The sequence below is a fragment of the Nocardioides conyzicola genome (assembly GCF_039543825.1).
GTDB lineage: Bacteria > Actinomycetota > Actinomycetes > Propionibacteriales > Nocardioidaceae > Nocardioides > Nocardioides conyzicola.
This window is the reverse complement of the sequence record NZ_BAABKM010000002.1, coordinates 780,160-800,517: the sequence shown is the minus strand read 5'-3', so window position 1 is coordinate 800,517 and position 20,358 is coordinate 780,160. Positions and strand designations below refer to the sequence as shown.

General features: G+C 72.0%; 17 protein-coding genes. 6 read left to right on the top strand and 11 right to left on the bottom strand.

Going from position 1 to position 20,358, the window contains the following annotated elements; all coding sequences use genetic code 11:
- Nucleotides 1-6 precede the first annotated feature (6 nt).
- The 7 genes from ABEA34_RS06935 to ABEA34_RS06905 all read right to left on the bottom strand — a co-directional run bounded on the left by ABEA34_RS06935 (nt 7) and on the right by ABEA34_RS06905 (nt 6,937).
- The gene (locus ABEA34_RS06935; RefSeq protein WP_345520512.1) at nt 7-1,245 is read right to left on the bottom strand and encodes an alkaline phosphatase family protein; all 1,239 of its coding nucleotides are present in this window, start codon (nt 1,243-1,245) and stop codon (nt 7-9) included.
- Entirely contained in the window at nt 1,242-2,927 is a 1,686-nt protein-coding gene (locus tag ABEA34_RS06930) for an alkaline phosphatase D family protein (RefSeq protein ID WP_345520511.1), read from the bottom strand. Before ABEA34_RS06930 ends, ABEA34_RS06935 begins: the two co-directional genes overlap by 4 nt.
- A 3-nt stretch (nt 2,928-2,930) precedes the next feature.
- Nucleotides 2,931-3,740: a phosphatase PAP2 family protein gene (locus ABEA34_RS06925; protein ID WP_345520510.1), complete on the bottom strand. Its 810-nt coding sequence runs from the start codon at nt 3,738-3,740 to the stop codon at nt 2,931-2,933.
- A gap of 88 nt (nt 3,741-3,828) precedes the next feature.
- Nucleotides 3,829-4,545 carry a transcriptional repressor LexA gene (gene lexA, locus ABEA34_RS06920; RefSeq protein WP_345520509.1) on the bottom strand — a complete coding sequence of 239 codons (717 nt, stop codon included), beginning with the start codon at nt 4,543-4,545 and terminating at the stop codon, nt 3,829-3,831.
- A 69-nt stretch (nt 4,546-4,614) separates the two neighbouring features.
- Nucleotides 4,615-5,646, bottom strand: coding sequence for an ABC transporter permease subunit (locus tag ABEA34_RS06915; protein ID WP_345520508.1), 1,032 nt, complete (start codon nt 5,644-5,646; stop codon nt 4,615-4,617).
- Nucleotides 5,643-6,551 (bottom strand): ABC transporter ATP-binding protein, encoded by a 909-nt coding sequence (locus ABEA34_RS06910; protein ID WP_345520507.1) that lies wholly within the window; start codon nt 6,549-6,551, stop codon nt 5,643-5,645. The genes ABEA34_RS06915 and ABEA34_RS06910 overlap by 4 nt, the downstream gene beginning before the upstream one ends.
- On the bottom strand, nt 6,548-6,937 hold the full coding sequence (locus tag ABEA34_RS06905) for a GntR family transcriptional regulator (RefSeq protein WP_345520506.1): 390 nt from the start codon (nt 6,935-6,937) through the stop codon (nt 6,548-6,550). Before ABEA34_RS06905 ends, ABEA34_RS06910 begins: the two co-directional genes overlap by 4 nt.
- Before the next feature lie 233 nt (nt 6,938-7,170).
- On the opposite strand from ABEA34_RS06905, the gene ABEA34_RS06900 reads away from it, so the two are divergent.
- Together ABEA34_RS06900 and ABEA34_RS06895 are read left to right on the top strand one after the other, a co-directional pair.
- Nucleotides 7,171-7,524, top strand: a complete 354-nt coding sequence (locus ABEA34_RS06900; RefSeq protein ID WP_345520505.1) for a LysM peptidoglycan-binding domain-containing protein — start codon at nt 7,171-7,173, stop codon at nt 7,522-7,524.
- Between the two features lie 109 nt (nt 7,525-7,633).
- Nucleotides 7,634-8,041 carry a DUF3052 domain-containing protein gene (locus ABEA34_RS06895; RefSeq protein ID WP_345520504.1) on the top strand — a complete coding sequence of 136 codons (408 nt, stop codon included), beginning with the start codon at nt 7,634-7,636 and terminating at the stop codon, nt 8,039-8,041.
- Here ABEA34_RS06895 and ABEA34_RS06890 read toward each other — a convergent pair.
- On the bottom strand, nt 8,038-8,403 hold the full coding sequence (locus ABEA34_RS06890; protein WP_345520503.1) for a hypothetical protein: 366 nt from the start codon (nt 8,401-8,403) through the stop codon (nt 8,038-8,040). The two genes, ABEA34_RS06895 and ABEA34_RS06890, sit on opposite strands and share 4 nt — an antisense overlap.
- Nucleotides 8,404-8,494: 91 nt before the next feature.
- Here ABEA34_RS06890 and ABEA34_RS06885 point away from each other — a divergent pair, with 91 nt between their 5' ends.
- Entirely contained in the window at nt 8,495-9,445 is a 951-nt protein-coding gene (locus tag ABEA34_RS06885; protein WP_345520502.1) for an ATP-binding protein, read from the top strand.
- Here ABEA34_RS06885 and ABEA34_RS06880 read toward each other — a convergent pair.
- The gene (locus ABEA34_RS06880) at nt 9,442-10,311 is read right to left on the bottom strand and encodes an alpha/beta hydrolase (RefSeq protein WP_345520501.1); all 870 of its coding nucleotides are present in this window, start codon (nt 10,309-10,311) and stop codon (nt 9,442-9,444) included. The genes ABEA34_RS06885 and ABEA34_RS06880 overlap by 4 nt on opposite strands.
- Before the next feature lie 107 nt (nt 10,312-10,418).
- Here ABEA34_RS06880 and ABEA34_RS06875 point away from each other — a divergent pair, with 107 nt between their 5' ends.
- A complete protein-coding gene (locus ABEA34_RS06875) occupies nt 10,419-13,124 on the top strand; it encodes an AAA family ATPase (protein ID WP_345520500.1) in 2,706 nt (901 codons plus the stop codon).
- Nucleotides 13,125-13,130: 6 nt separating this feature from the next.
- Here the strand turns inward: ABEA34_RS06875 and ABEA34_RS06870 are convergent, their stop codons facing one another.
- The gene (locus ABEA34_RS06870; RefSeq protein ID WP_345520499.1) at nt 13,131-13,913 is read right to left on the bottom strand and encodes a sigma-70 family RNA polymerase sigma factor; all 783 of its coding nucleotides are present in this window, start codon (nt 13,911-13,913) and stop codon (nt 13,131-13,133) included.
- A gap of 458 nt (nt 13,914-14,371) precedes the next feature.
- On the opposite strand from ABEA34_RS06870, the gene nrdR reads away from it, so the two are divergent.
- Nucleotides 14,372-14,854: a transcriptional regulator NrdR gene (gene nrdR, locus ABEA34_RS06865; RefSeq protein WP_345520498.1), complete on the top strand. Its 483-nt coding sequence runs from the start codon at nt 14,372-14,374 to the stop codon at nt 14,852-14,854.
- Between the two features lie 150 nt (nt 14,855-15,004).
- Nucleotides 15,005-17,902 carry a vitamin B12-dependent ribonucleotide reductase gene (locus ABEA34_RS06860; RefSeq protein ID WP_345520497.1) on the top strand — a complete coding sequence of 966 codons (2,898 nt, stop codon included), beginning with the start codon at nt 15,005-15,007 and terminating at the stop codon, nt 17,900-17,902.
- 170 nt (nt 17,903-18,072) lie between these two features.
- Here ABEA34_RS06860 and ABEA34_RS06855 read toward each other — a convergent pair whose 3' ends face one another.
- Nucleotides 18,073-20,355, bottom strand: a complete 2,283-nt coding sequence (locus ABEA34_RS06855) for a TPM domain-containing protein (RefSeq protein WP_345520496.1) — start codon at nt 20,353-20,355, stop codon at nt 18,073-18,075.
- Between the last annotated feature and the right edge of the window lie 3 nt (nt 20,356-20,358).

Here is a 20,358-nt window from a genome sequence, read left to right as displayed (position 1 = left end):
CGGCGCCTACAGCAGGGCGCGGCCGTCGTAGCCGCCTCGGGGGTGACCGGCCTTGAAGAAGGAGGCGAGGGTCGGGGCGACGTCGACGGTGCGGGCGACGCGGGTGTCCGCACGACGGCGTACGACGGAGTGGCCGCCGGCGATGAAGAAGGGGATCGCTCGGGTGGCGGGGTGGCCGTGGTTGCCGGGGATCGGGTTGGAGGTCGCCGGGTCGGGGTCGCTGAAGCGCCAGCCGGCCTTGCAGAAGACGACCACGTCGCCGGCCTGCGGGCCGAGCCGCAGGGTGCGTTCGCGGCGGTCGTGGGCGGACAGCACCCCGGGCTGGGCCCGGGCGATCCGCCGCATCCGGCGTACGGCGTCCGCGCGCTGCGACGCCGGACCGGTCCAGTAGAGGAGGTCGGCGCCGCCGTTGTCGGCGATCTGGACCTTGCCGGCGAGGAGCGGGTCCGCGGCGAGCGGCGCGGTCAGGCTGATCACGTGGTCGGGCGTCGACCAGTCCATCGAGTGGTCGGCGAGCACGATCACGATCGAGTGGCTCCACTTGCCCTGGTCGTGCAGCGCGTCGATGAAGCGGCCGACCTGCGCGTCGGTGTCGGCCAGCGCGGCCCGCCGGGTGGCCTTCAGCCCGAGCGGCCCGGTGATGTCGGCGTGCCCGAACCGGTCGATGTCGCCGAGGTTGACGAACATCAGGTTCGGGTCGAAGTCCTCGAGCATCGTCAGCGCCGCCTCCATCGTGAAGACGTCGGGCGCGTGCTCGGTGATCGGCAGCGTCGGCCGCGGCTCCCACCGGTGCGTGGCGCGACCGCCGAAGACGCCGTAGAGGTACTCCTTCGACAGCACGGTGCCGGTCGTGGCGCCGCGACGGTTGAGCCGCTCGATGATCGTGTCGCAGCGGATGTCGCTGGCCCGGTCCAGGTCGCGCACGACCTTGGCGCGACGGTCGTAGATCGAGTTGGCCGGCACGCCCGTCCGGTCGGGGCGCAGCCCGGTCATCATCATCACGTGGTTGGGGATGGTCTCCATCACGGGCATCGACGCGGCCCGCGGGAAGCGCAGCCCGCTGCCGCGCAGCGCGGCCAGCCGCGGGGTCAGCCCGCTGTCGAGCTCGTCGGGTCGGCAGCCGTCGATGACCAGCACGTAGGCGCGCTTGCGCGGACGGGCGGCGTACGCCGCGGCGCCGGGCAGACTGGAGAACACGAGGCCGGCGGCGCCGGCCTGGAGGAAGGTACGGCGCTCCAGGTTCACAGCGGCTTCGCCACCTTCTCGATGCGGCCCGTGCCGGTCTTCGTGGCGTACGACGTCGACCAGGTGATCGGGGTGTCCCGATCGGCCCGGTCGCCGATGACGTACCAGTCCATCTGCGCCCGAGTCGCCGTCAGGTCGAGCACCGAGAAGCCGTGGCTGTCGAAGTCGACGTACTGGATGTGCCGGTTGTTGGCCTTGATCAGCTCCTCCACCGCGACGCTCGTGGTCCGCGGCGGTGTGCCGGTGATGTCCTTGAGGTTGTTGGAGGTCACCGACGAGCACACGAACTCGACGCCGGCGGAGTCACCGAGGGGGTACGTCGACGCGTCGTACGGGAGCTCGGCCGCCCAGCCCGAGTGGATGTCGCCGGTGATGAAGAGCGCGTCGGTGACCTGGTGGTCGCGGATGTGGGCGAAGACCTCGCGGCGGTCGTCGGTGTAGCCGTCCCACTGGTCGACGTTGTAGGCGACGCCGTCACGCGGCAGCAGCCCGGTCACGTCGTCGACCGGGTCGACCAGGCCGTCGGGCAGGGCACCGAAGTCGACCGGCGCGATCATCACCGGGTTGCCGACGACCTTCCACTGCCCGCCGCCGCGGCGGAGGCCCTTCTTGAGCCAGTCCATCTGCTGCCGACCGGTGATGGTGCGGTCCGGGTCGCTCACGTGGCCGTCCGGGACCTTGAGCTGCTCGTCGCGGTAGGTGCGCAGGTCGAGCATGCTCAGCTCGGCGAGCCGGCCGAAGCGGAACCGCCGGAAGAGCCGGTCGCCGTCGCGCAGGGCCGCGGTGCCGTTCATCCGGACCGGCATCCACTCGTCGTACGCGCGGTGTGCGCGGGCCCGGCGTCGTACGAAGGAGCCCTCGCCGGTGGTGTGGTTCTCGGCGCCGGCCTTCCACTGGTCGTTGGCGACCTCGTGGTCGTCCCAGGTGATGATCCACGGGTACTTCGCGTGCAGGTCCTGGAGGTCGCCGTCCTGCTTGTACTGCGCGTGCCGCTGCCGGTAGTCGGCGAGCGAGAGGACCTCGTGCGACGGCACGTGCTTGCGGATGTCGCGGTCGTCGTTGCCGTAGCCGTACTGCCCCGGGCCGTACTCGTAGAAGTAGTCGCCGAGGTGGATGACCGCGTGCAGGTCGTCGCGGTCCGCGAGCCCGCGGTAGGCGCTGAACCAGCCCGCCTGGAGGTTGGCGCACGAGACGATCCCGAAGCGCAGGTGTTTGGGCGAGGCCGAGACCGCGGGCGCCGTCCGGGTCCGCCCGACCCGGCTGGTGTGGCCGTCGAGCAGGAAGCGGTAGTGGTACCAGGTCGCCGGCTTCAGCCCCGTCACGTCGACCTTGACCGTGTGGTCGCGGCTCGGCCCGGTGCTGAACGTGCCACGACGTACGACGTGCCGGAAGCGGCGGTCGGTCGACACCTCCCACGCGACCTTGACGCGCGGGCCCTTGCCGGAGCCGGGGGTGCTGGCCGCGGTCGGCGTCACCCGGGTCCAGATGAGGACGGCGTGGGGGAGCGGGTCACCGGAGGCGATCCCGTGGCGGAAAGGCCGGTGGCCGGCTGCGGCGGCCGGCCCGGACGGGAGGCCGGCGACGGTGAGTGCCGCGGCACCCGCGGTGCCGGTGGCGAGGACGGCGCGCCGGCGCAGCTGGGCGTCGGCGAGGGGGAGCGACGGTGGCATGTCCTCAGTCATGCCTCAATCAACGACCGTTGACTCCTCGCGTGATGGTCGTTCATCCAATGTTCTCCGAGGCCAGAGCGACGGCAGCGAGATCCGGCCGATCGCCTGGGCGGCCGCCCAGCCCACCAGGATCACCAGCCAGCCCATCAGCGCGTCGATCACCCAGTGGTTGCCGGTGCCCACGATGACGATCGCGGTGCCGAGGGCGTACGCCCAGCCGAGGACCCGGACCCACTTGCGGGTCGCGTAGACCTGCAGCGCCAGCGCCACCCACAGCGACCACCCGGCATGCAGCGACGGGAACGCCGCCAGCTCGTTTGTCAGACCGCCGAGACCGCGGGGAGCCGAGGCATCGGCACCCCACCAGCCGTCGGCCGCGTGCAGGCTGAGCACGTCGACGTACCCGCTGAGGAAGCGCGGCGGCGCCGTCGGCATCATCAGGTAGGCCGCGAGGCCGAGCAGCGTGCCGATCACCAGGGCCCGCCGGGCCGGACCGTAGCGGTCGGCGCCGAGCCGCCAGAGCCAGACCAGCACGGCGGCGGTGACGACGTAGTGCAGCGTCGCGTACCAGTAGCTGCCGGCCAGGCCGAGCACCGTGTGGTCGGTGAAGAGCTGGTTGAGCGGGCCCTCCCAGCTGATGCCCAGGAGGTCCTCGATGTGCAGCAGGTCGTTGGCGCGGTTGAGCGCCGGCTGCAGGCTGGTGTCGGCCAGCAGCCGGGCCAGGCTGTAGAAGACCCAGAGCGCCAGGATCAGGAGCAGCTCCATGATGGCGCGCGCCCAGCCGGGCATCGTCCGTTGGCGGGCGAGAGCAGGTGCCGTGGTCACAGCACCAGCGTCTTTCATCGGCCCTCCCGTGGCATCGGGGATCTCCCCCTAAAGCAACCCAGGGTCCGATCAGGTCATTCCCGGGTGATCAGACCCGCCTCAGGACCGCGGTCACCTTCCCGAGGATGGTGGCGTTGGTCCCGTCAATGGGATCGTAGTTGGCGTTGTGTGGCAGCAGCCACACCTTTCCGTCCTTGCGCTGCAGTGTCTTGACCGTGGCCTCGCCGTCGATCAGCGCCGCGACGATCTCGCCGTTGTCGGCGGTCTGCTCCTTGCGGATGACCACGTAGTCGCCGTCGCAGATGGCCGCCTCGACCATCGAGTCGCCGGAGACCTCGAGCAGGAAGAGCTCGCCGTCGCCGACCAGCTGCTTGGGGAGCGGGAAGACCTCGTTGTAGGTCTCCTCGGCCAGGATCGGGCCGCCGGCCGCGATCCGACCCACCAGCGGGACGTACGCCGCGGCCGGCACCTGGTCGCCCAGACCGGTCTCGTCGTACGACGACTCGTCGGCGCTGCCGAGCGAGCGCCGGGCCGCCATCACCTCGGGCAGGAACACCTCGAGCGCCCGCGGCCGGTTGGGGTCGCGCTTGAGGAAGCCCTTCGCCTCGAGCACCTTCAGCTGGTGGGCGACGCTCGAGGAGCTGGTCAGCCCCACGGCCTCGCCGATCTCGCGCATGCTCGGCGGGTAGCCGCGCGTCTCGATCGCGTCCTTGATCGTCGCGAGGACGCGCTGCTGGCGGGGGGTGAGCCCCGTGGCGTCGGGCGGCCCGTCGGGCAGCTCGCGCACCGTCATCTTCTTGACCATGGGGGTCACGCTAGCCATCACGGGCGCTCTGTTCAAACATTTGTTCGAACGGGCGTGTCGGCCCCGCTCTCATGTCCGCCGCCGCCGGATCTGCCAGAACGTGAGCGCGGCGAGGCCGGCGGACGCGACCAGGTAGAGCCCGGTCTCGGCGTACTGCAGCGGCCAGAAGTGGGTGCGGGGCTGGTAGACGAGGCGCTGCCGGTAGCCCGCGTCGGCGAGCTTGCCCAGGCAGGTGTCCAGGGTCCCGGGCGCCGGCTCGACGCGCGCGGTGCCGCTCTCGTGCTCGCTCGGGGGCTGCGGCAGGCAGTCGGTGACCGCCGAGGGCAGGGCGGCGACGTCACCGTCGGCGTCGACCGTCTGGTTGGACAGGACCCAGTCGCCCGGCCCCTTCGCCTGCACGCTGATCCGCCACGTCCCCGAGCCGTCCGACAGGATGCCGTCGAGGTTGGACTCGGAGATGACCGTGTACGACGTGGTCGCCGGCACGAGGTGCGGGCGCACCCACAGCGGCACCGCGACCTGGACGCACACGTAGACCGCCAGGGTCAGCGCCATCGCCGGGAGCGAGCGCCGCAGCACCAGGCCGAGCAGGGTCCCGAGGAGCAGCGCGAACACGGCGTACCCCACCGGCACGAGGCCGCGCATCGCGAACGAGACCGGGGTGAGCCGAAGCGGCAGGCTGCCGTGCTGGGCGCCGGTCACCCCGTCGAGCGGGTGTGCCCACCAGGTGATCGCGAGGCTCAGCGCTCCGACGACCACCACCGTGGCCAGCACGGACAGGCCGAGCTTGACCGCGAGCCACCGGCTGCGCGTGACCGACTGGTTCCAGACCAGCCGGAAGGTGCCGGTCTCGAGCTCCCGCGCCACCAGCGGCGCACCCCAGAAGACCCCGATCAGCGGTGGCGCGACCGCTAGCAGGAGGACGCCGCCGTAGAAGAGCAGCCGGTCGTTGCTGGTGAGCAGGTCGTAGATGCTGACGTCGCGACTCGCGAGGTCGGCGAGCCTCGGGCCGGTGACCGCGAGGACCACGCAGGCCGCCGCCGCCAGTCCGACGGCGATGAGGAGCTGGGTGCGGAACTGCCGCCAGGTCAGCCAGATCATCGGAGCACCTCGAGCTCGGGACGGGGGGAGGCGGCGGCCGCAGCGCGCTCCATGTAGGCGAGGGCGAGGTCCTCGAGGCTCAGGGCCGTGACGGACCAGGCCGGGTCGAGGATCGGCGCGGTCGTGCGGACGACGTACGTCGACTGCCGGTCGGTGTGGCTGGCCGAGACGACGTGGAGGTCGGCCGGCAGCGTGTCCGGCTCGCGGCGCGGGCCGGAGAGCCGGTGGTGGGTCGCGAGCACGTCGTCGACGTCGCCCGCGACCCGGATCTGGGAGTCGACCAGGACGGCCACGTGGTCGCAGACGCGCTCGAGGTCGGAGATCACGTGGGAGGACAGCAGCACGCTGATCTCGTGCTCGGCGACCGCCTCCATCAGCGCCGAGAGGAACTCCCGACGCGCCAGTGGGTCGAGGCTCGCGACCGGCTCGTCGAGGACGAGCAGCTCGGGGCGCTTGGCGAGGCCGAGGGTCAGGGCGAGCTGGGCGCGCTGGCCGCCGGACAACCGACCGGCCTTCTGGCCCGGGTCGAGGCCGAGACGCTCGATCCGGCCGCGGGCGATCGCGTCGTCCCAGCGTGGGTTGAGCCGGGCGCCCAGGCGCAGGTGCTCGGCGACGGTGAGCCCGGCGTACGTCGGGGTGTCCTGCGCGACGAAGCCGACCTTCGCCAGCTGGGCCGCGCCGGCGCCGGGGACGCCGCCGCACACCTCGATCGACCCGACGGTCGGGGCCAGCAGGCCGACGACGAGGTCGATTAGCGTGGTCTTGCCGGCGCCGTTGGGCCCGACCAGCCCGGTGACCCGGCTCTCGGGGATCTCGAGCGAGCAGTCCCGCAGCGCCCACTTCTTCTGTCCCAGCCGCCGGCGGTACTGCTTGCCCAGGCCTCGCGCGGCGACCACGGCGGTCATGCGATGTCCTCGTTCACGGAGCGAAAGGTGCTCACGAAGAGCGCCTCGATGCTCTCCTCGTCGAGCCCGGCCATCCGCGCCTTGACCAGCCAGCGGGCGAGGTCGCGGCGCAGCGGCTCGTGCGCGGCGAGCGAGGAGTCGGCGAGGGTCCGGGTGACGAAGGTGCCCACGCCCGGACGGGCGGCGACCAGGCCGTCGCGCTCCAGCTCGCGGTAGGCCTTGAGGACCGTGTTGGGGTTGATCGCCAGGCTCGCGACGACGTCCTTGACGGTCGGCAGCTGGTCGCCCTCGCTCAGCAGGCCGAGCCGCAGGGCCCGGCGTACCTGGTGGACGACCTGGAGGTACGGCGAGACGCCGGACCGCGTGTCCAACGAGAACTCGATCATCAGGACTCCATTCATCTAGGTGACTAGCACAATAGATCGATGTCGCCCGACAAGTCCATCGAACAATTGTTCGGCCGAAATGCTTGCGTCGTTCGAACAGGTGCTCTAACGTCGTACACACGTTCGATCGAACACCTGATCGAGACGGTGGCCCAGACGGAGCAGGACCGACTGTCGGTGGTCGCCACTAGAACTGGTGTCAACGAGAAGACCACCTTCCCCAGGAGCCCCACATGAGCACGATGACGATCGACCAGACCCTCACCTTCCAGCGGGTCCAGGCCCGGCCGAGCGGCAGCGTCCGGCTCACCCGCCGCGGGCGCGCCGTCGTCGTGGTGCTGGCGCTGATGGCGGTCCTCGCCGTCGGCATCATGGTCGCCTCGGGCTCCGTGGCCACCGGCGACGCCGGCACCCCGGAGCCGACGACCGTCGTGCTCGTCGAGCCGGGCGACACCCTCTGGGGGATCGCGTCCGCGGCCTCCGACGACGGCGACGTCGCGTCGATGATGGACCGGATCGAGAAGCTCAACGCGCTCGACCACAGCTCGCTCCAGTCGGGGCAGCGCCTGCTCGTCCCCGTCAGCTGACCGGGCGACACACAGATTTCGTCGGGCGATTCGACCCCGCCCGACGGACCGGGGAAGACGAGGGGCGGAGCCGTGAGGCTCCGCCCCTCGCGGCATTTATCGTGAGCGCATGGCCGGCTACTCAGGCACCGCGCTGCTGCGCAAGCTCGGGGTCAAGGACGACCACCGGGTGCTGCTCGACCGGGCTCCGGACGGGTTCGAGCTGGAGGAGACGGGCGCGCGCGTCGTACGCCGGCTGCCGGCGTCGGGCCTGGACGTGACCCTGACCTTCCACACCCGGCTGGCCGAGCTCGAGGCGAGGCTGCCGGTGCTGTTCGACCGCACCGTCACGGCGGGGATGGTCTGGGTCTGCTGGCCCAAGCAGGCGGCGCAGCGCCGGCTCGGCATCGCCAGCGACCTCGGCGAGGGCGCGGTGCGCGACCTCGGTCTGCGGCTCGGCTGGGTCGACGTGAAGGTGGCCGCGATCGACGAGACCTGGTCCGGCCTGAAGTTCGTGCGCCGGCTCCGGGATCGCTAGCGAGCGGCCCGGCGCCCGCCGATCGGCCGAGGAGCGTCGGGGTCGACGGGGGAGTCGGCGGACTCCCGAGGGGCCGGAGCCCGGGTGATGCCGAGCTGGCGCAGCAGGCGGGCGACCAGCATCAGCCCGAAGAAGAGGCACGCCACCGCGCCGACCGACGCGATCGCCAGGAACCACCATGCCTGGGAGTCGCCGCCGCGCGCGGTCGAGCCGAAGTCGATCGCGGCGTACACGAGGTAGCCCCAGGCCACGACCGCCAGCGTGATGCCGAGGGCGAGCACGAGCAGGACGGGCCGGAACGATCTTCCTCGTCGCGGGCCACGGCGCGACCCCACCCGCTTGCCACCCGTTGCACCCGTCACCGCGCCATTGTCACCGATGGACCCTGACGTCCTGGGATGCCGCGTCACCGCGACGCGCCGTTCATCCGAAAGGGTGATCTACCCTGATCGGGTGGGGAGCTACCGCGAAGGTTCCGGCCCCGTCGGACTCGCGGGAGCGGCCGACGTCGACTCGGTCGCGCGAGCGGTGCTGCGCGAGCTCCTCGCGCTGCCGGACGTCCGCCGCGTCGGCGTCGCGCTGGTCGAGGGCGGTGGCCGGCGGCTCCGCTTCCTGACCGCTCCCGACGACGTGCTGGACGAGCCGGCGCAGTGGTGCCACATCGACGCGTACGACGACGTCCCGCTCACCAGCGTGGTGCGCACCGGTGTCCCGGTGCTGGGTGACCTCGACGGCTTCGGCGAGCGGTACGCCGGCCTGGTCGCCACCCAGCGCGAGGCGGGCACCCGCGCCCTGGCCGTGCTCCCGCTGCCCGGCATCGCCAGCCCGATCGGTGGGCTGCTCGTCTACTACGACCGCCCGCAGGACTTCTCCGACGCGCAGCGCGGCGTGCTGACGACCCTGGCCCGGCAGGCCGCGGACGCCGTACGCCGGGTGCGGGCGCGCGGCGTGGGTGCACCGGAGGGCACGGCCCCGACCGGCGCCGCCGCACCCGCACAGACCGCCTCGCTCTCGCTCGAGGACGACCCGCGGGCGCCGGGCCTGGCCCGGAGGTTCCTGCGTCAGACCCTGGCCGGCTGGGGCGTCGCGGACGACCCGACGGAGACCGCCGAGCTCTGCCTCTCCGAGCTCGTCACCAACGCCGTCATCCACGCCGGCGCGACCAGCGAGCTCATCCTGACCCTCGACGACGGCATGCTGACGGTCGCCGTACGCGACCACGGCGGCGCGGCCGCCACGTCGGCCGAGGTCCTCGGCGACGACGACCCGCTGCGCGTCTTCGGCCGCGGGCTGGTGCTCGTCGACGCGCTCAGCGACAGCTGGGGCTCGGAGCAGGACGCCGTCGGCACGACCTCGTGGTTCGTGCTCGATCTCCCCGACGACGCCCGCTCCGCTGCCTCCTAGGCTGTCGTTGGCCCGTGCTTCTGCACGAAGTCGAGCGCGGTCTGGGCGACCTCGCGCCAGCCGTGGTCGATGGTCAGCGAGTGGCCGCGGTCCTTGATCTCGACGATCTCGGTGAGGGCGTCATTGCGCTTCTGCCGCTTGTAGCTGGAGTTGGTGATCGCCCACGGGACCGTGTGGTCCTTCTCGCCGGAGATCAGCAGCAGCGGGCCGCGGTCCTCGGCCTTCTTGGTCTTGACCTTCACCTGGCTGAAGGGGTTGAGGTTGGCCGAGGCCGCCTCGAAGAGCGGGGCTCCAGGGGCGGCGACGTGGTACTCCGTGTAGAGCTGCTGCGCCTCGTCGTCGTCGAGCGCGTTGGCCCAGCCGTACGTGAACTCCTCGAGCGTCAGCGTGACGGCCTTGCCGGAGTTGGCGGGGTTGCCGAGCACCGGGAACGCCGACTTGAGCGACGAGACCGGCAGCGGCAGCACGCCGCGGAAGGGTGCCGGGTCGATGGCGACGGTGACGGCCGAGACGCTCTCGCCGGCGATCTTCTGGGCGATCAGGCCCCCGAACGAGTGGCCAACGACGGCCGGCTTCGTCGACAGCCGGGCGATCGCGGCCAGGTAGTGGTCGGTGACGCCCTGCACCATCTTGTGGGCGAAGACCTCGGGGTGCTCCCGGGCCTCGGTGATCGACTCCGGGTCGTCGGGCCAGCCGGGCGCGATGGTCGCGTAACCGGCCTCCTCGAAGAGCTCGCGCCAGCGGTCCCAGCTGCTGGAGAGCAGCCACAGGCCGTGCACGAAGACGACCGGCTGCTTGCCGGAGGAGTTGGCGACCTCGATCTCGGCGAGCTCGTTGTCGGTGAGGGTGGGTGTCGGGTCGGTCATGGGTGCTCCCGGATGCGTGGAGGGGGTGAGGTTCCGACGCTAGAGAGCCGTCCACCCTCTGCACATCCGTCACCTGACCTAGGTGTGCCGCCCCTACGATGAATCGCATGTCAGGGTCCGCCGGATCGGGTCTCTGGGCAGGCGAGCTCGACGGGCTGGTGGGTCGCGACGACCTCCTCGCCCGACTGCGCGACCTGCTCGGCGAGGGTGGGCGCTGCGCCGCGCTGGTCGGCATCCCCGGTGCGGGCAAGAGCGCGGTCCTCGGGTGTACGGCGCGCGCGGCGGCTGCCGAGGGGTGGACCGTCCTCACCGTCACCGGTCATGCCGCCGACCAGGGGCTGCCGTTCGCGGCGCTGGTCGACCTGCTGGCCGGCGCCGGTGCCACCGACGCGCTGGAGCAGGTCTTCGCCGGCGACCCGCTGCGGCTGCGGCTCGACGTGGCCGGCCGGCTCGAGCAGCGGGCCGGGTCCGGCCGGCTGCTGGTCGTCCTCGACGACGTGCAGTGGTTCGACGAGAGCTCGCTCGCGGTGCTGGGCTTCGTCGCCAACCGGCTCGCCGGCACGCAGGTGTCGGTGGTGGCGGCGGCCCGAGGGGAGCAGCCGCCGGACGCGTTCCTCGGCCACCCGACCGTGGAGGTCCCGGCGCTGTCGGAGAGCCAGGCCGGGCTAGTTCTGCGGCGCGCCGGCCTCGACCTGGACGCCCTCGCCTTCGCGGCCGTCATCGACCGGTCGGCCGGCAACCCGCTCGCGCTGCTCGAGCTCGGCCGCGCGGCCAGCTCGGGGGTCGACGAGCTGGGCCTCTCGACGGTCGAGGCGGCCTTCGCCGCCGAGCTGGTCGACCTGCCCGCGCCGACCCGGCGGGTGCTGCTGCTCGCCGCGGCCGGCGGCGGGGACCTGGGCGTCCTGGGCCGCGTCGGTCGGCCCGGCCAGATGGTGGCCGCGCTGGCGGTCGCCGAGACGACGGGCCTGGTGCGGGTGGTCGAGCGGCAGGTGCAGTTCCGGCACCCGCTGGCCCGCGCGGCGGCGTACTCCGTGGCCACCACCGAGGAGCGGCTGAGCGCCCACGACGACCTCGCGACGGCGTACGACGACGACCCCGACCGCCGGGCGTGGCACCGCGCCGAGGCGACGGTCGTCGCCGACGAGGACGTCGCCGTCCAGCTGGTCGCCGCCGCCGAGCGCGCGAAGCGTCGGGGCGCGGGCTTCGAGGCGACCCGGATGATGATGCGGGCGGCGGAGCTCAGCCCGCTCCGCGCCGACCACGACGAGCGGATGCTCGCGGCGCTGGCGATGGGCTTCCCCGTCGGGCACTTCGAGTGGCTGGCCCAGGCCGCGGCGCGGCTGCGCGAGGAGAGCGACGACCCGGCGACGCGGGCCCGGGCGAGCCACTTCGTCGCCTACGCGCTCGCCCAGACCATGCGTCAGACCGACGCCCGGCTCGCCCTCGTCGACGCGCTCGACCAGCTGGTGCACGTCGACCAGGGCTTCGGCTGGGCCTCGCTGACGACGCTCGCGACGCTGACCTATGCGACCGGGGGAGACACCCGGCTGGTCGCGGACTGGCTGGAGCGCTACGACCGCGAGGCGACGCCCTCGGAGGGACCGGCGTTGGTGATGGAGCGGGCCGCCCGGGCCTGGGTCCGCGCGCTCATCGACCCGCTCGCCCGGCCCGCCGACGTCCTGGCGCTGGTGCGCGACGCCCCGCCGTTCGACGCGTCGTACCCGCCCGAGCTCGTGGCCTCGCAGGAGATGCTGCTGGGCGCCGCCGCATGGATCCTGGACGAGCCGACCGTCGCGCGCACCCGGCAGCGCCGGGCCGTCGAGCTGATGCAGCGCGCGGAGGGGTCGGGGCAGCTGAGCCAGACGCTGGCGTGCCTGGCGCTCCTGCACTTCGACGTGGGGCTGTACGACGAGGTGGAGCAGGCGGCGCGGATGCTCTCCGACGTCGCCGAGGTCGAGCAGCTGTCGTACGCCGCCGGCAACGCCCGCGAGCTGCGGGCCCGGGTCGCGGGCGTCCGCGGTGACGTGGCGCTCGCTCGCCGGCTGTGCGCCGAGGTCCTGCTCGACATCGAGATCGGCGAGTGCCTGGCGCTGGAGATGAGCGTGCGGGTGGCGATGTCCTACGTGCACTTCGACGAGCACGACCCGGTCGGCGTGCACGAGCAGCTGCGCGGCCTCTTCCGTCCCGACGGCGAGCCGGTGCACCAGTACCTCGGCTACCGCCACCTCGCCGACTACGTCGCGGCCGCCGTCCGGGCCGGGGCGGCCGACGAGGTCGGGCCGGTGATGGAGGTGGCCGCGCTCCGGATGACGAATCCCGGGCCGCGGCACCGGCTCCAGCTGGCCCGGGCCCGCGCCCTGATCGCCGACGATCCCGAGCCCTTCCACCTCGAGGCGACCGCGGACCCGGAGGCCGCGCAGTGGCCGTTCGAGCTGGCCAACGCGCAGCTGGAGTACGGCGTCTGGCTGCGTCGCCAGCACCGGCCGACGGCCGCGCGCACGCAGCTGCGGGCGGCGTACGAGGTCTTCGGGCGTCTCGGCGCCCGGGCCTGGGCGGACCTCGCTCGCACCGAGCTGCGGGCGGCCGGGGTCGCGACGGCGCAGTCCTCGTCGTCGGCCTGGGGCGACCTCACCGCGCAGGAGCGCCAAGTGGTGCGGCTCGCGGCGTCGGGGCTGACCAACCGCGAGATCGGTGCGTCGCTCTACCTCTCACCGCGGACGGTGTCGGCGCACCTCTACAACGCCTTCCCCAAGCTGGGCGTGACCGCCCGGTCGCAGCTGCGCGACATCGTCGAGGCCCGCGAAGGGTCCTGATCGCGGTCAGGCGGCGCTGGGGACCTCGAGCTGCTCGCGCATCCGCGACATCAGCCGGGTGAGCAGCCGCGACACCTGCATCTGCGTCACGCCGATCTCCTTGCCGATCTCCGACTGGGTGGCGCCGCGGAAGAAGCGCAGCTCCACGATCTTGCGCTCACGCGGGGTGAGGCGAGCCAGCAACGGGGCCAGCACGGCCCGCGCCTCGGCGACGTCGAAGTCGTGGTCGAGGCCGCCGAGCCGCTGCGTGAGCGACTCGTCGTCCGCGCCGACCGGCGCGTCGAGGGAGACGGGGGCGAAGCAGCCGGTGGCGCCGAGCGCCTCGACGACGGCGTCGAGCTCGAGGCCGAGGTGGGCGGCGATCTCAGAGGGTCGGGGCGCCCGGCCGTGGATCTGGAAGAGCTCGCTCTCGCAGCCGATGATCTTGCTCTGCGTCTCCTGGATCGACCGCGGCGGGCGGACCATCCAGCCGAGGTCGCGGAAGTGGCGGCGCACCTCTCCGCGGATCGTGGGGATCGCGAAGCTGAGGAAGTCGAAGCCGCGGTCGGGGTCGAAGCCGCGCACGGCCTTGACCAGGCCGAGGTAGGCGACCTGCTCGAGGTCGTCGGTCGCGATGCCCCGGCTGCGGAAGCGGCGGGTCGCGTCGACGGCGACCTTCATGTTGAGGCGGATCAGCGCCTCGTCGATCTGGGCGCGCTCGCCGGCGTCGGCGTCGCGTCGTTCGGCAAAGAGTCGAGCAGTCGTCTCGGAGCGGGTCTCGTTCGGGACGGCGGTCGGTGCTGCGGGCATCGCGGTGACCTTCTTCGTTCTCACTGCGCGGCTCGGGGGTGGGCCGTCACCTGTGATTTGCCGTCGGTAGTGCAAAGTAAAACCACCCCTCCGGGTGAAAGACGTCATCGCTTCTCGTGCTCAGGCGGAGAGGGGCCGGACCGACACGCCGCGACACGCGCGCGCCCGACACGGATTTCGGCGTACGGCGGGCCGCTGACCTGCGGTTTTGCGACGCCGCGGCGCCCCGGCCCAGGAACTTCTCGCGACCACTTGCACCCGCCCCCGAGCGGGCGTACGGTTACCACTACATCTAGTACTTACACCGATGTAGTTATCCACATCTAGTTCACAGATGGATGCGGAAGACCCACAGGTGAAGGCTTGTTGTACACAGTGTGACCCCCGTTTTCCACAGGCCAGCGCACCCCGTCACGGGGTGTTTGTAGCGCGCCCACATCCGTCGAGAGGAGAGACCCGTGCACTGTCCGTACTGCCGCCACACCGACACCCGGGTCCTCGACTCGCGGGTGGCCGACGACGGCGGCTCGATCCGCCGCCGGCGTACCTGCTCGTCCTGCGAGCGTCGCTTCACCACCGTGGAGCTGATGCAGCTGACCGTGCTCAAGCGCTCCGGCGCGAGCGAGCCGTTCACGCGGGACAAGGCGATCGCCGGCGTCCGCAAGGCCTGCAAGGGCCGGCCGGTCTCCGAGGACGAGCTGGCCTGCCTGGGCCAGGCGGTGGAGGACGCGCTCCGGCTCGCCGGCGCCGCCGAGATCCCCGCCCACGAGGTCGGGATGGCCATCCTCGGCCCGCTCCGCGCCCTCGACGAGGTCGCCTACCTGCGCTTCGCGAGCGTCTACCGGGCCTTCGAGTCCGCGGACGACTTCGAGGACGAGATCGCCACGTTGCGCGCCGAGCGCGGCGTGGCCGACACCCCTCAGCCCGTTCCCACGGGCTGACCACAGACGGCCCGGCGTGCGCAGTGGGGAAGCTACGTGCGCCGGGCCCACCAATCGTCGCCATCGAGGCTCCGCACGACCGGAGCCGGTGTCGGTGGCAGCAGTAATGATCGAAGCAACACCAACCTCGAAAGACGGGACGCAAGAGGGATGACGGAGACGGTGAGCGGCAAGGCCGCCAAGGCAGGGGCCGGACTGAAGATCGAACGGGTCTTCAGCACTGCGGGAGTGCACCCGTACGACGAGCTGACGTGGGAGCGTCGCGACGTCGTGCAGACCAACTGGAAGACCGGTGTCACGGTCTTCGAGCAGCGCGGGGTGGAGTACCCCGACTTCTGGTCGGTCAACGCCTCGACCATCGTCACGACCAAGTACTTCCGCGGCGCCGTCGGCACCGACGTGCGCGAGTGGAGCCTCAAGCAGCTCATCGACCGCATCGTGAAGACCTACACGAAGGCCGGCATCGACCACGGCTACTTCGCGGCCGAGGCCGACGCCGAGGTCTTCGAGCACGAGCTCACCTGGCTGCTCGTGCACCAGTACTTCTCGTTCAACAGCCCCGTCTGGTTCAACGTCGGCACCCCGTCGCCGCAGCAGGTCTCCGCCTGCTTCATCCTCTCCGTCGACGACTCGATGGACTCGATCCTCAACTGGTACAAGGAAGAGGGCTTCATCTTCAAGGGCGGCTCCGGCGCCGGCCTCAACCTCTCCCGCATCCGCTCCTCCAAGGAGCTCCTCTCCTCCGGCGGCACGGCGAGCGGTCCCGTCTCGTTCATGCGTGGCGCGGACGCCTCGGCCGGCACCATCAAGTCGGGCGGCGCCACGCGTCGCGCGGCCAAGATGGTCGTGCTCGACGTCGACCACCCGGACATCGAAGAGTTCGTGATGACGAAGGCCAAGGAGGAGGACAAGATCCGCGCCCTCCGCGACGCCGGGTTCGACATGGACCTCGGTGGCGCCGACATCACGAGCGTCCAGTACCAGAACGCCAACAACTCCGTCCGGGTCAACGACGCCTTCATGCGCGCCGTCGAGGACGGCACCGAGTTCGGGCTGCGCTCGCGCGGCACCGGCGAGGTCATCGAGACCGTCGACGCCCGCGAGCTCTTCCGCAAGATCAGCGAGGCCGCCTGGGCCTGCGCCGACCCGGGTCTGCAGTACGACGACACGATCAACGACTGGCACACCAACCCGGAGACGGGCCGGATCACCGCGTCCAACCCGTGCTCGGAGTACATGTCGCTCGACAACTCCTCGTGCAACCTGGCGTCGCTCAACCTGCTGAAGTTCCTCAAGGACGACGACACCTTCGACGGCGAGCGCTTCGCCAAGGCCGTCGACTTCATCATCACCGCGATGGACATCTCGATCTGCTTCGCCGACTTCCCGACCGAGGCGATCGGCGACACCACCCGCGACTACCGCCAGCTCGGCATCGGCTACGCCAACCTCGGCGCCCTGCTGATGGCGATGGGCCTCGGCTACGACTCCGACGGTGGCCGCGCGATGGCCGCCACGATCACGTCGCTGATGACCGGCCAGTCCTACAAGCGCTCGGCCGAGCTCGCCGGCATCGTCGGCCCCTACAACGGCTACGCCCGCAACGCGGAGGCCCACAAGCGGGTCATGCGCAAGCACCAGGCCGCCAACGACACGGTCCGCACGCTCGGCATCGCCGACCGCCAGGTCCACCAGCTCGCCACCCAGGCCTGGGCGGACGTGCAGGAGCTCGGCGCCGTCAACGGCTTCCGCAACGCGCAGGCCTCGGTGCTCGCGCCGACCGGCACCATCGGCTTCATGATGGACTGCGACACGACCGGCATCGAGCCGGACTTCTCGCTGGTCAAGTTCAAGAAGCTCGTCGGCGGCGGCTCGATGCAGATCGTCAACCAGACGATCCCGCGGGCGCTGCGCAAGCTCGGGTACGTCGAGGAGCAGGTCGAGGCGATCGTCAGCTACATCGCCGAGCACGGCCACGTGATCGACGCCCCGAGCCTGAAGACCGAGCACTACGAGATCTTCGACACCGCGATGGGCGCCCGCGCCCTGGCCCCGATGGGCCACGTCCGGATGATGGCGGCGGCCCAGCCGTTCCTGTCCGGCGCGATCAGCAAGACGGTCAACCTGCCGGAGTCGGCGACCGTCGAGGAGATCGAGGACATCTACCTGCAGTCCTGGAAGCTCGGCCTCAAGGCGACGGCCGTCTACCGCGACAACTGCAAGGTCGGCCAGCCGCTGGCGACCGGCAAGGGCGAGAACAAGGGCGCGGACTCCAACGCTGCCGCCGTGGTCGAGGCCGAGCCGAAGGTGATCGAGAAGGTCGTCTACGCCCCGGTCCGCAAGCGCCTGCCGAAGTCCCGCATCGCGCGCACCACCTCCTTCACCGTGGGTGGCGCCGAGGGCTACATGACCTCGGGTGCGCACGAGGACGGCACGCTCGGCGAGATCTTCCTCAAGCTGGGCAAGCAGGGCTCGACCCTGGCCGGCGTGATGGACGCGTTCTCGATCTCGATCTCGATCGGCCTGCAGTACGGCGTGCCGCTGGAGACCTTCGTCTCGAAGTACACCAACCAGCGCTTCGAGCCCGCCGGCCTCACCGACGACGCCGACATCCGGATGGCCCAGTCCGTCATGGACTACGTCTTCCGGCGCCTGGCCCTCGACTACCTGGACTTTGAGACCCGCGAGGGCCTCGGCATCTACTCGGCCGACGAGCGCCAGCGCTACCTCGAGACCGGCTCCTACGAGCCCGTCCCCGAGACCGGCAACAACGCCGCCGACCTCATCGAGATCGACGTCCTCGACGCCGGCCCCGTCGTCGAGACGGGCACCTCCGTGGTCGAGACCCCCGTGGCCGAGACCCCGGACGTGGAGGCAGCCGCCGCCAAGCCCGCCCCGGCCACGGCCCACACCTCGGCCGAGCTCCTCGAGCAGATCACCGGCACCGCCGTCGACTCGCCGCTCTGCTTCACCTGCGGCACCAAGATGCGCCCCGCCGGCTCCTGCTACGTCTGCGAGGGTTGCGGCAGCACCAGCGGCTGCAGCTGATCACGCGTGTTGAACGAGGCCCCCGGCGACAGTCGGGGGCCTCGTCCCATTTCGGCGTAGGTCCCGAATAACGTCATACGGAAAGAGCCCTAGAACGCTCCATCCGTATGACGTTATTGGGTGCCCTCGACGGTCGCGCGAATCTAGCGGGCACGCTTGTGCGTCGTGGGTCAGAAGCCGCGCGAACCTCCGCCACCCGACCCGCGCGAGCCCCCGCCGCCGGAGCTCCGGGAGCCACCTCCGCCGCCCGACGAGTGGTGGGAGCCGCCGCTGCTGCTGCCGAAGCTGGAGAACGAGGACCGGCGCGAGGCGCTGGCCGCCGCGGCTCGGCGGCGCGCGGCGTCGCGTTCCTCCTCGGCCTCGCGCCGGTCGCGGCGGGCCATGGCGACGGCGTCGTTGGCCGTGCTGCGAGCCGCGTCGGCCCCGCGTCGGATCTGATCGAGGGTGGCGAGCCCGGAGGCTTGGTCGAGCAGGGCCGCGGCCTCCTCGGCGGCGGCACGGGCGTGGCTGCCGATGTCGGGGCGGCCGACCTCGCTCCGGGCCTCGGTGACGGCCGCCTCGGCCGCGCGCAACGAGCGCTGGGTCTCCTCGTAGTCGGTGATCGCGGCCGTGACGGTGGCGGTGCTGGCGGCCAGTCGCGCCGCGACGGCGTCGAGGTCGGTCTTGAGTCGGAGCAGCGGCGCCTTGGGGGCCGCCGCCTGCTCGCCGAGCGCGGCGGCCTCGGCACCGATGGGGCGGATGTCGGGGGCGGTGGCCAGGTAGGAGATCGCCGCCGCGTTGTCCTCGACCTGACCGGTGAGGGCGTAGGCCTCCGCGGCCAGCCGCTGTCCGGTGAGCGGGAGCTCGGTGGTGAGCTGCTCGAGCTCGCGCTCCCGCACCCCGGCCGTCGCCGCGTCCGTCGCGATGGCGTCCGCGGCGAGGCGGGCGGCGGTGATCTGCTCCCGGGCCAGCCGGAACTCCTGGGTCGTCATCGACGAGTTCGCCCGGATGGTCGCCAGCGCGTCGGTCAGTGCGACCCGCGCGACCTTCGCAGCGTCGACCCGGCCGCGCACCCCCTCGAGGCACGACGCGTCGTACGTCGCCTCGAGGTGCTCGGTCGTCACGTAGGCCTCGGCGATCGCGGTGTCGAGCTCGGTCGCCCGGGCCTCCAGGGCGGCCGTGTCGGTGCCCAGGTCGGCGAGGTAGCCGGGGAGGCCGGTCAGCCAGGCCTCGTGTCCGGCGACGGTGGTCATCGCCGCCGCCACCACGGCGTCGGCGTCGCCCCATCGCAGCTGGCCGCCGAGGGTCTCCGCGTCGCGGGCGGCCTGTTCGGCCGCCGTCCGCGCACCGTCGATGTCGGCGGTCCGGTAGCCCTCGCCCTGCCGCTCCGCGAGGAGCGTGGTCAGGCGGGTGGCCGCGGCGCGCAGCTCGGCCACCCGGGCCGGGAGCTGGTCGCGGACCTGCTCGAACGCTGTGACGGACTGCTCGACCCGGGTCAGCGCCTCTCGTGCTGCGCGCAGCTGGGCGGTGGTCTGCTGGACGGGGACCACTCCGCCTGACGCCTCGTCCGCATCCATCTTCGCGACGGCTTCGGTCGAGTAGGTCTGGGACCTCTCCAGGTAGCCGGCGGTGGCAGCCTCGAGCGCCGCGACCGCTGCCGCGTGCTCGGTCCGGATCCGGGTGACGGTCGCGTCCGAGACCTGGGGCAGCGCGTCGACCCGGGCGGCGACGTACTCCCGCCCGCCGTCGACCTCGACCCACGTCGTCGCCATCTCGTCGGTCGCGCCGCTCAGCGTGGCGCGCGCGTTCGTGGTCGCGGCCCGCCATCGCCACAGCCTCGTCCCGCCGTACGCCGCGGCGCCGACGACGCACAGGCCGCCCAGCCCGCCGAGGACCCAGTTGCTGCCGGTCCCCGAGCCGGAGGCCTGCTCGGGTCCGCCGAGCGGGATCGAGCTGTCAGGGTCCGGGTCGGTGCTCGGCGTGGGCGTACGGGCGTAGGCCCGCGCGTAGATCGTCAGCCCGTCGACCATGCCGGCGGTCCAGTCGCCGTTGCCGAAGTTGGCTCCCATGCCGTCGACCTCGGCGTGGTCGCGGGCGGCTTCGAACGTCTCCAGCGCTGCCCCGTCGTAGTGGCTGCCGAGCTTGCGGTCCTGAGTGGCGACGCCGAGGATCAGCAGCGACCTCGAGCCGTCCGCCTGGAAGCCCCAGCCGTGGCACTGTGCCCGGGCGTCGAGGAGCAGGTCGTAGAGGTCGCGGCCGTTGGTCGTCCTGAACGACAGGACCTTCACCACGACCTGGTCGTCGAAGCGGGCGGCCGCCCGCTCGACCGCGGCGTCGTCGAGGACGTCGGCGCGGTCGGTCACGACCTTGTCGGAGCAGAGCGGCGCAGCGGCGGCCGTGCCGGAGGCCGCGAAGCCCAGGCTCCCTGCCGAGGCCACGAGGGCGAGGCCGAGGGCCACGAGATACCTGCGCATGCG

Coding starts and splice junctions, on each gene's coding strand:
- ABEA34_RS06930 (WP_345520511.1), bottom strand. CDS start 2,927: ATGACTGAGGACATGCCACCGTCGCTCCCCCTCGCCGACGCCCAGCTG.
- lexA (WP_345520509.1), bottom strand. CDS start 4,545: ATGGTCAAGAAGATGACGGTGCGCGAGCTGCCCGACGGGCCGCCCGAC.
- ABEA34_RS06915 (WP_345520508.1), bottom strand. CDS start 5,646: ATGATCTGGCTGACCTGGCGGCAGTTCCGCACCCAGCTCCTCATCGCC.
- ABEA34_RS06910 (WP_345520507.1), bottom strand. CDS start 6,551: ATGACCGCCGTGGTCGCCGCGCGAGGCCTGGGCAAGCAGTACCGCCGG.
- ABEA34_RS06905 (WP_345520506.1), bottom strand. CDS start 6,937: ATGATCGAGTTCTCGTTGGACACGCGGTCCGGCGTCTCGCCGTACCTC.
- ABEA34_RS06900 (WP_345520505.1), top strand. CDS start 7,171: ATGAGCACGATGACGATCGACCAGACCCTCACCTTCCAGCGGGTCCAG.
- ABEA34_RS06895 (WP_345520504.1), top strand. CDS start 7,634: ATGGCCGGCTACTCAGGCACCGCGCTGCTGCGCAAGCTCGGGGTCAAG.
- ABEA34_RS06880 (WP_345520501.1), bottom strand. CDS start 10,311: ATGACCGACCCGACACCCACCCTCACCGACAACGAGCTCGCCGAGATC.
- ABEA34_RS06875 (WP_345520500.1), top strand. CDS start 10,419: ATGTCAGGGTCCGCCGGATCGGGTCTCTGGGCAGGCGAGCTCGACGGG.
- ABEA34_RS06870 (WP_345520499.1), bottom strand. CDS start 13,913: ATGCCCGCAGCACCGACCGCCGTCCCGAACGAGACCCGCTCCGAGACG.
- ABEA34_RS06860 (WP_345520497.1), top strand. CDS start 15,005: ATGACGGAGACGGTGAGCGGCAAGGCCGCCAAGGCAGGGGCCGGACTG.
- ABEA34_RS06855 (WP_345520496.1), bottom strand. CDS start 20,355: ATGCGCAGGTATCTCGTGGCCCTCGGCCTCGCCCTCGTGGCCTCGGCA.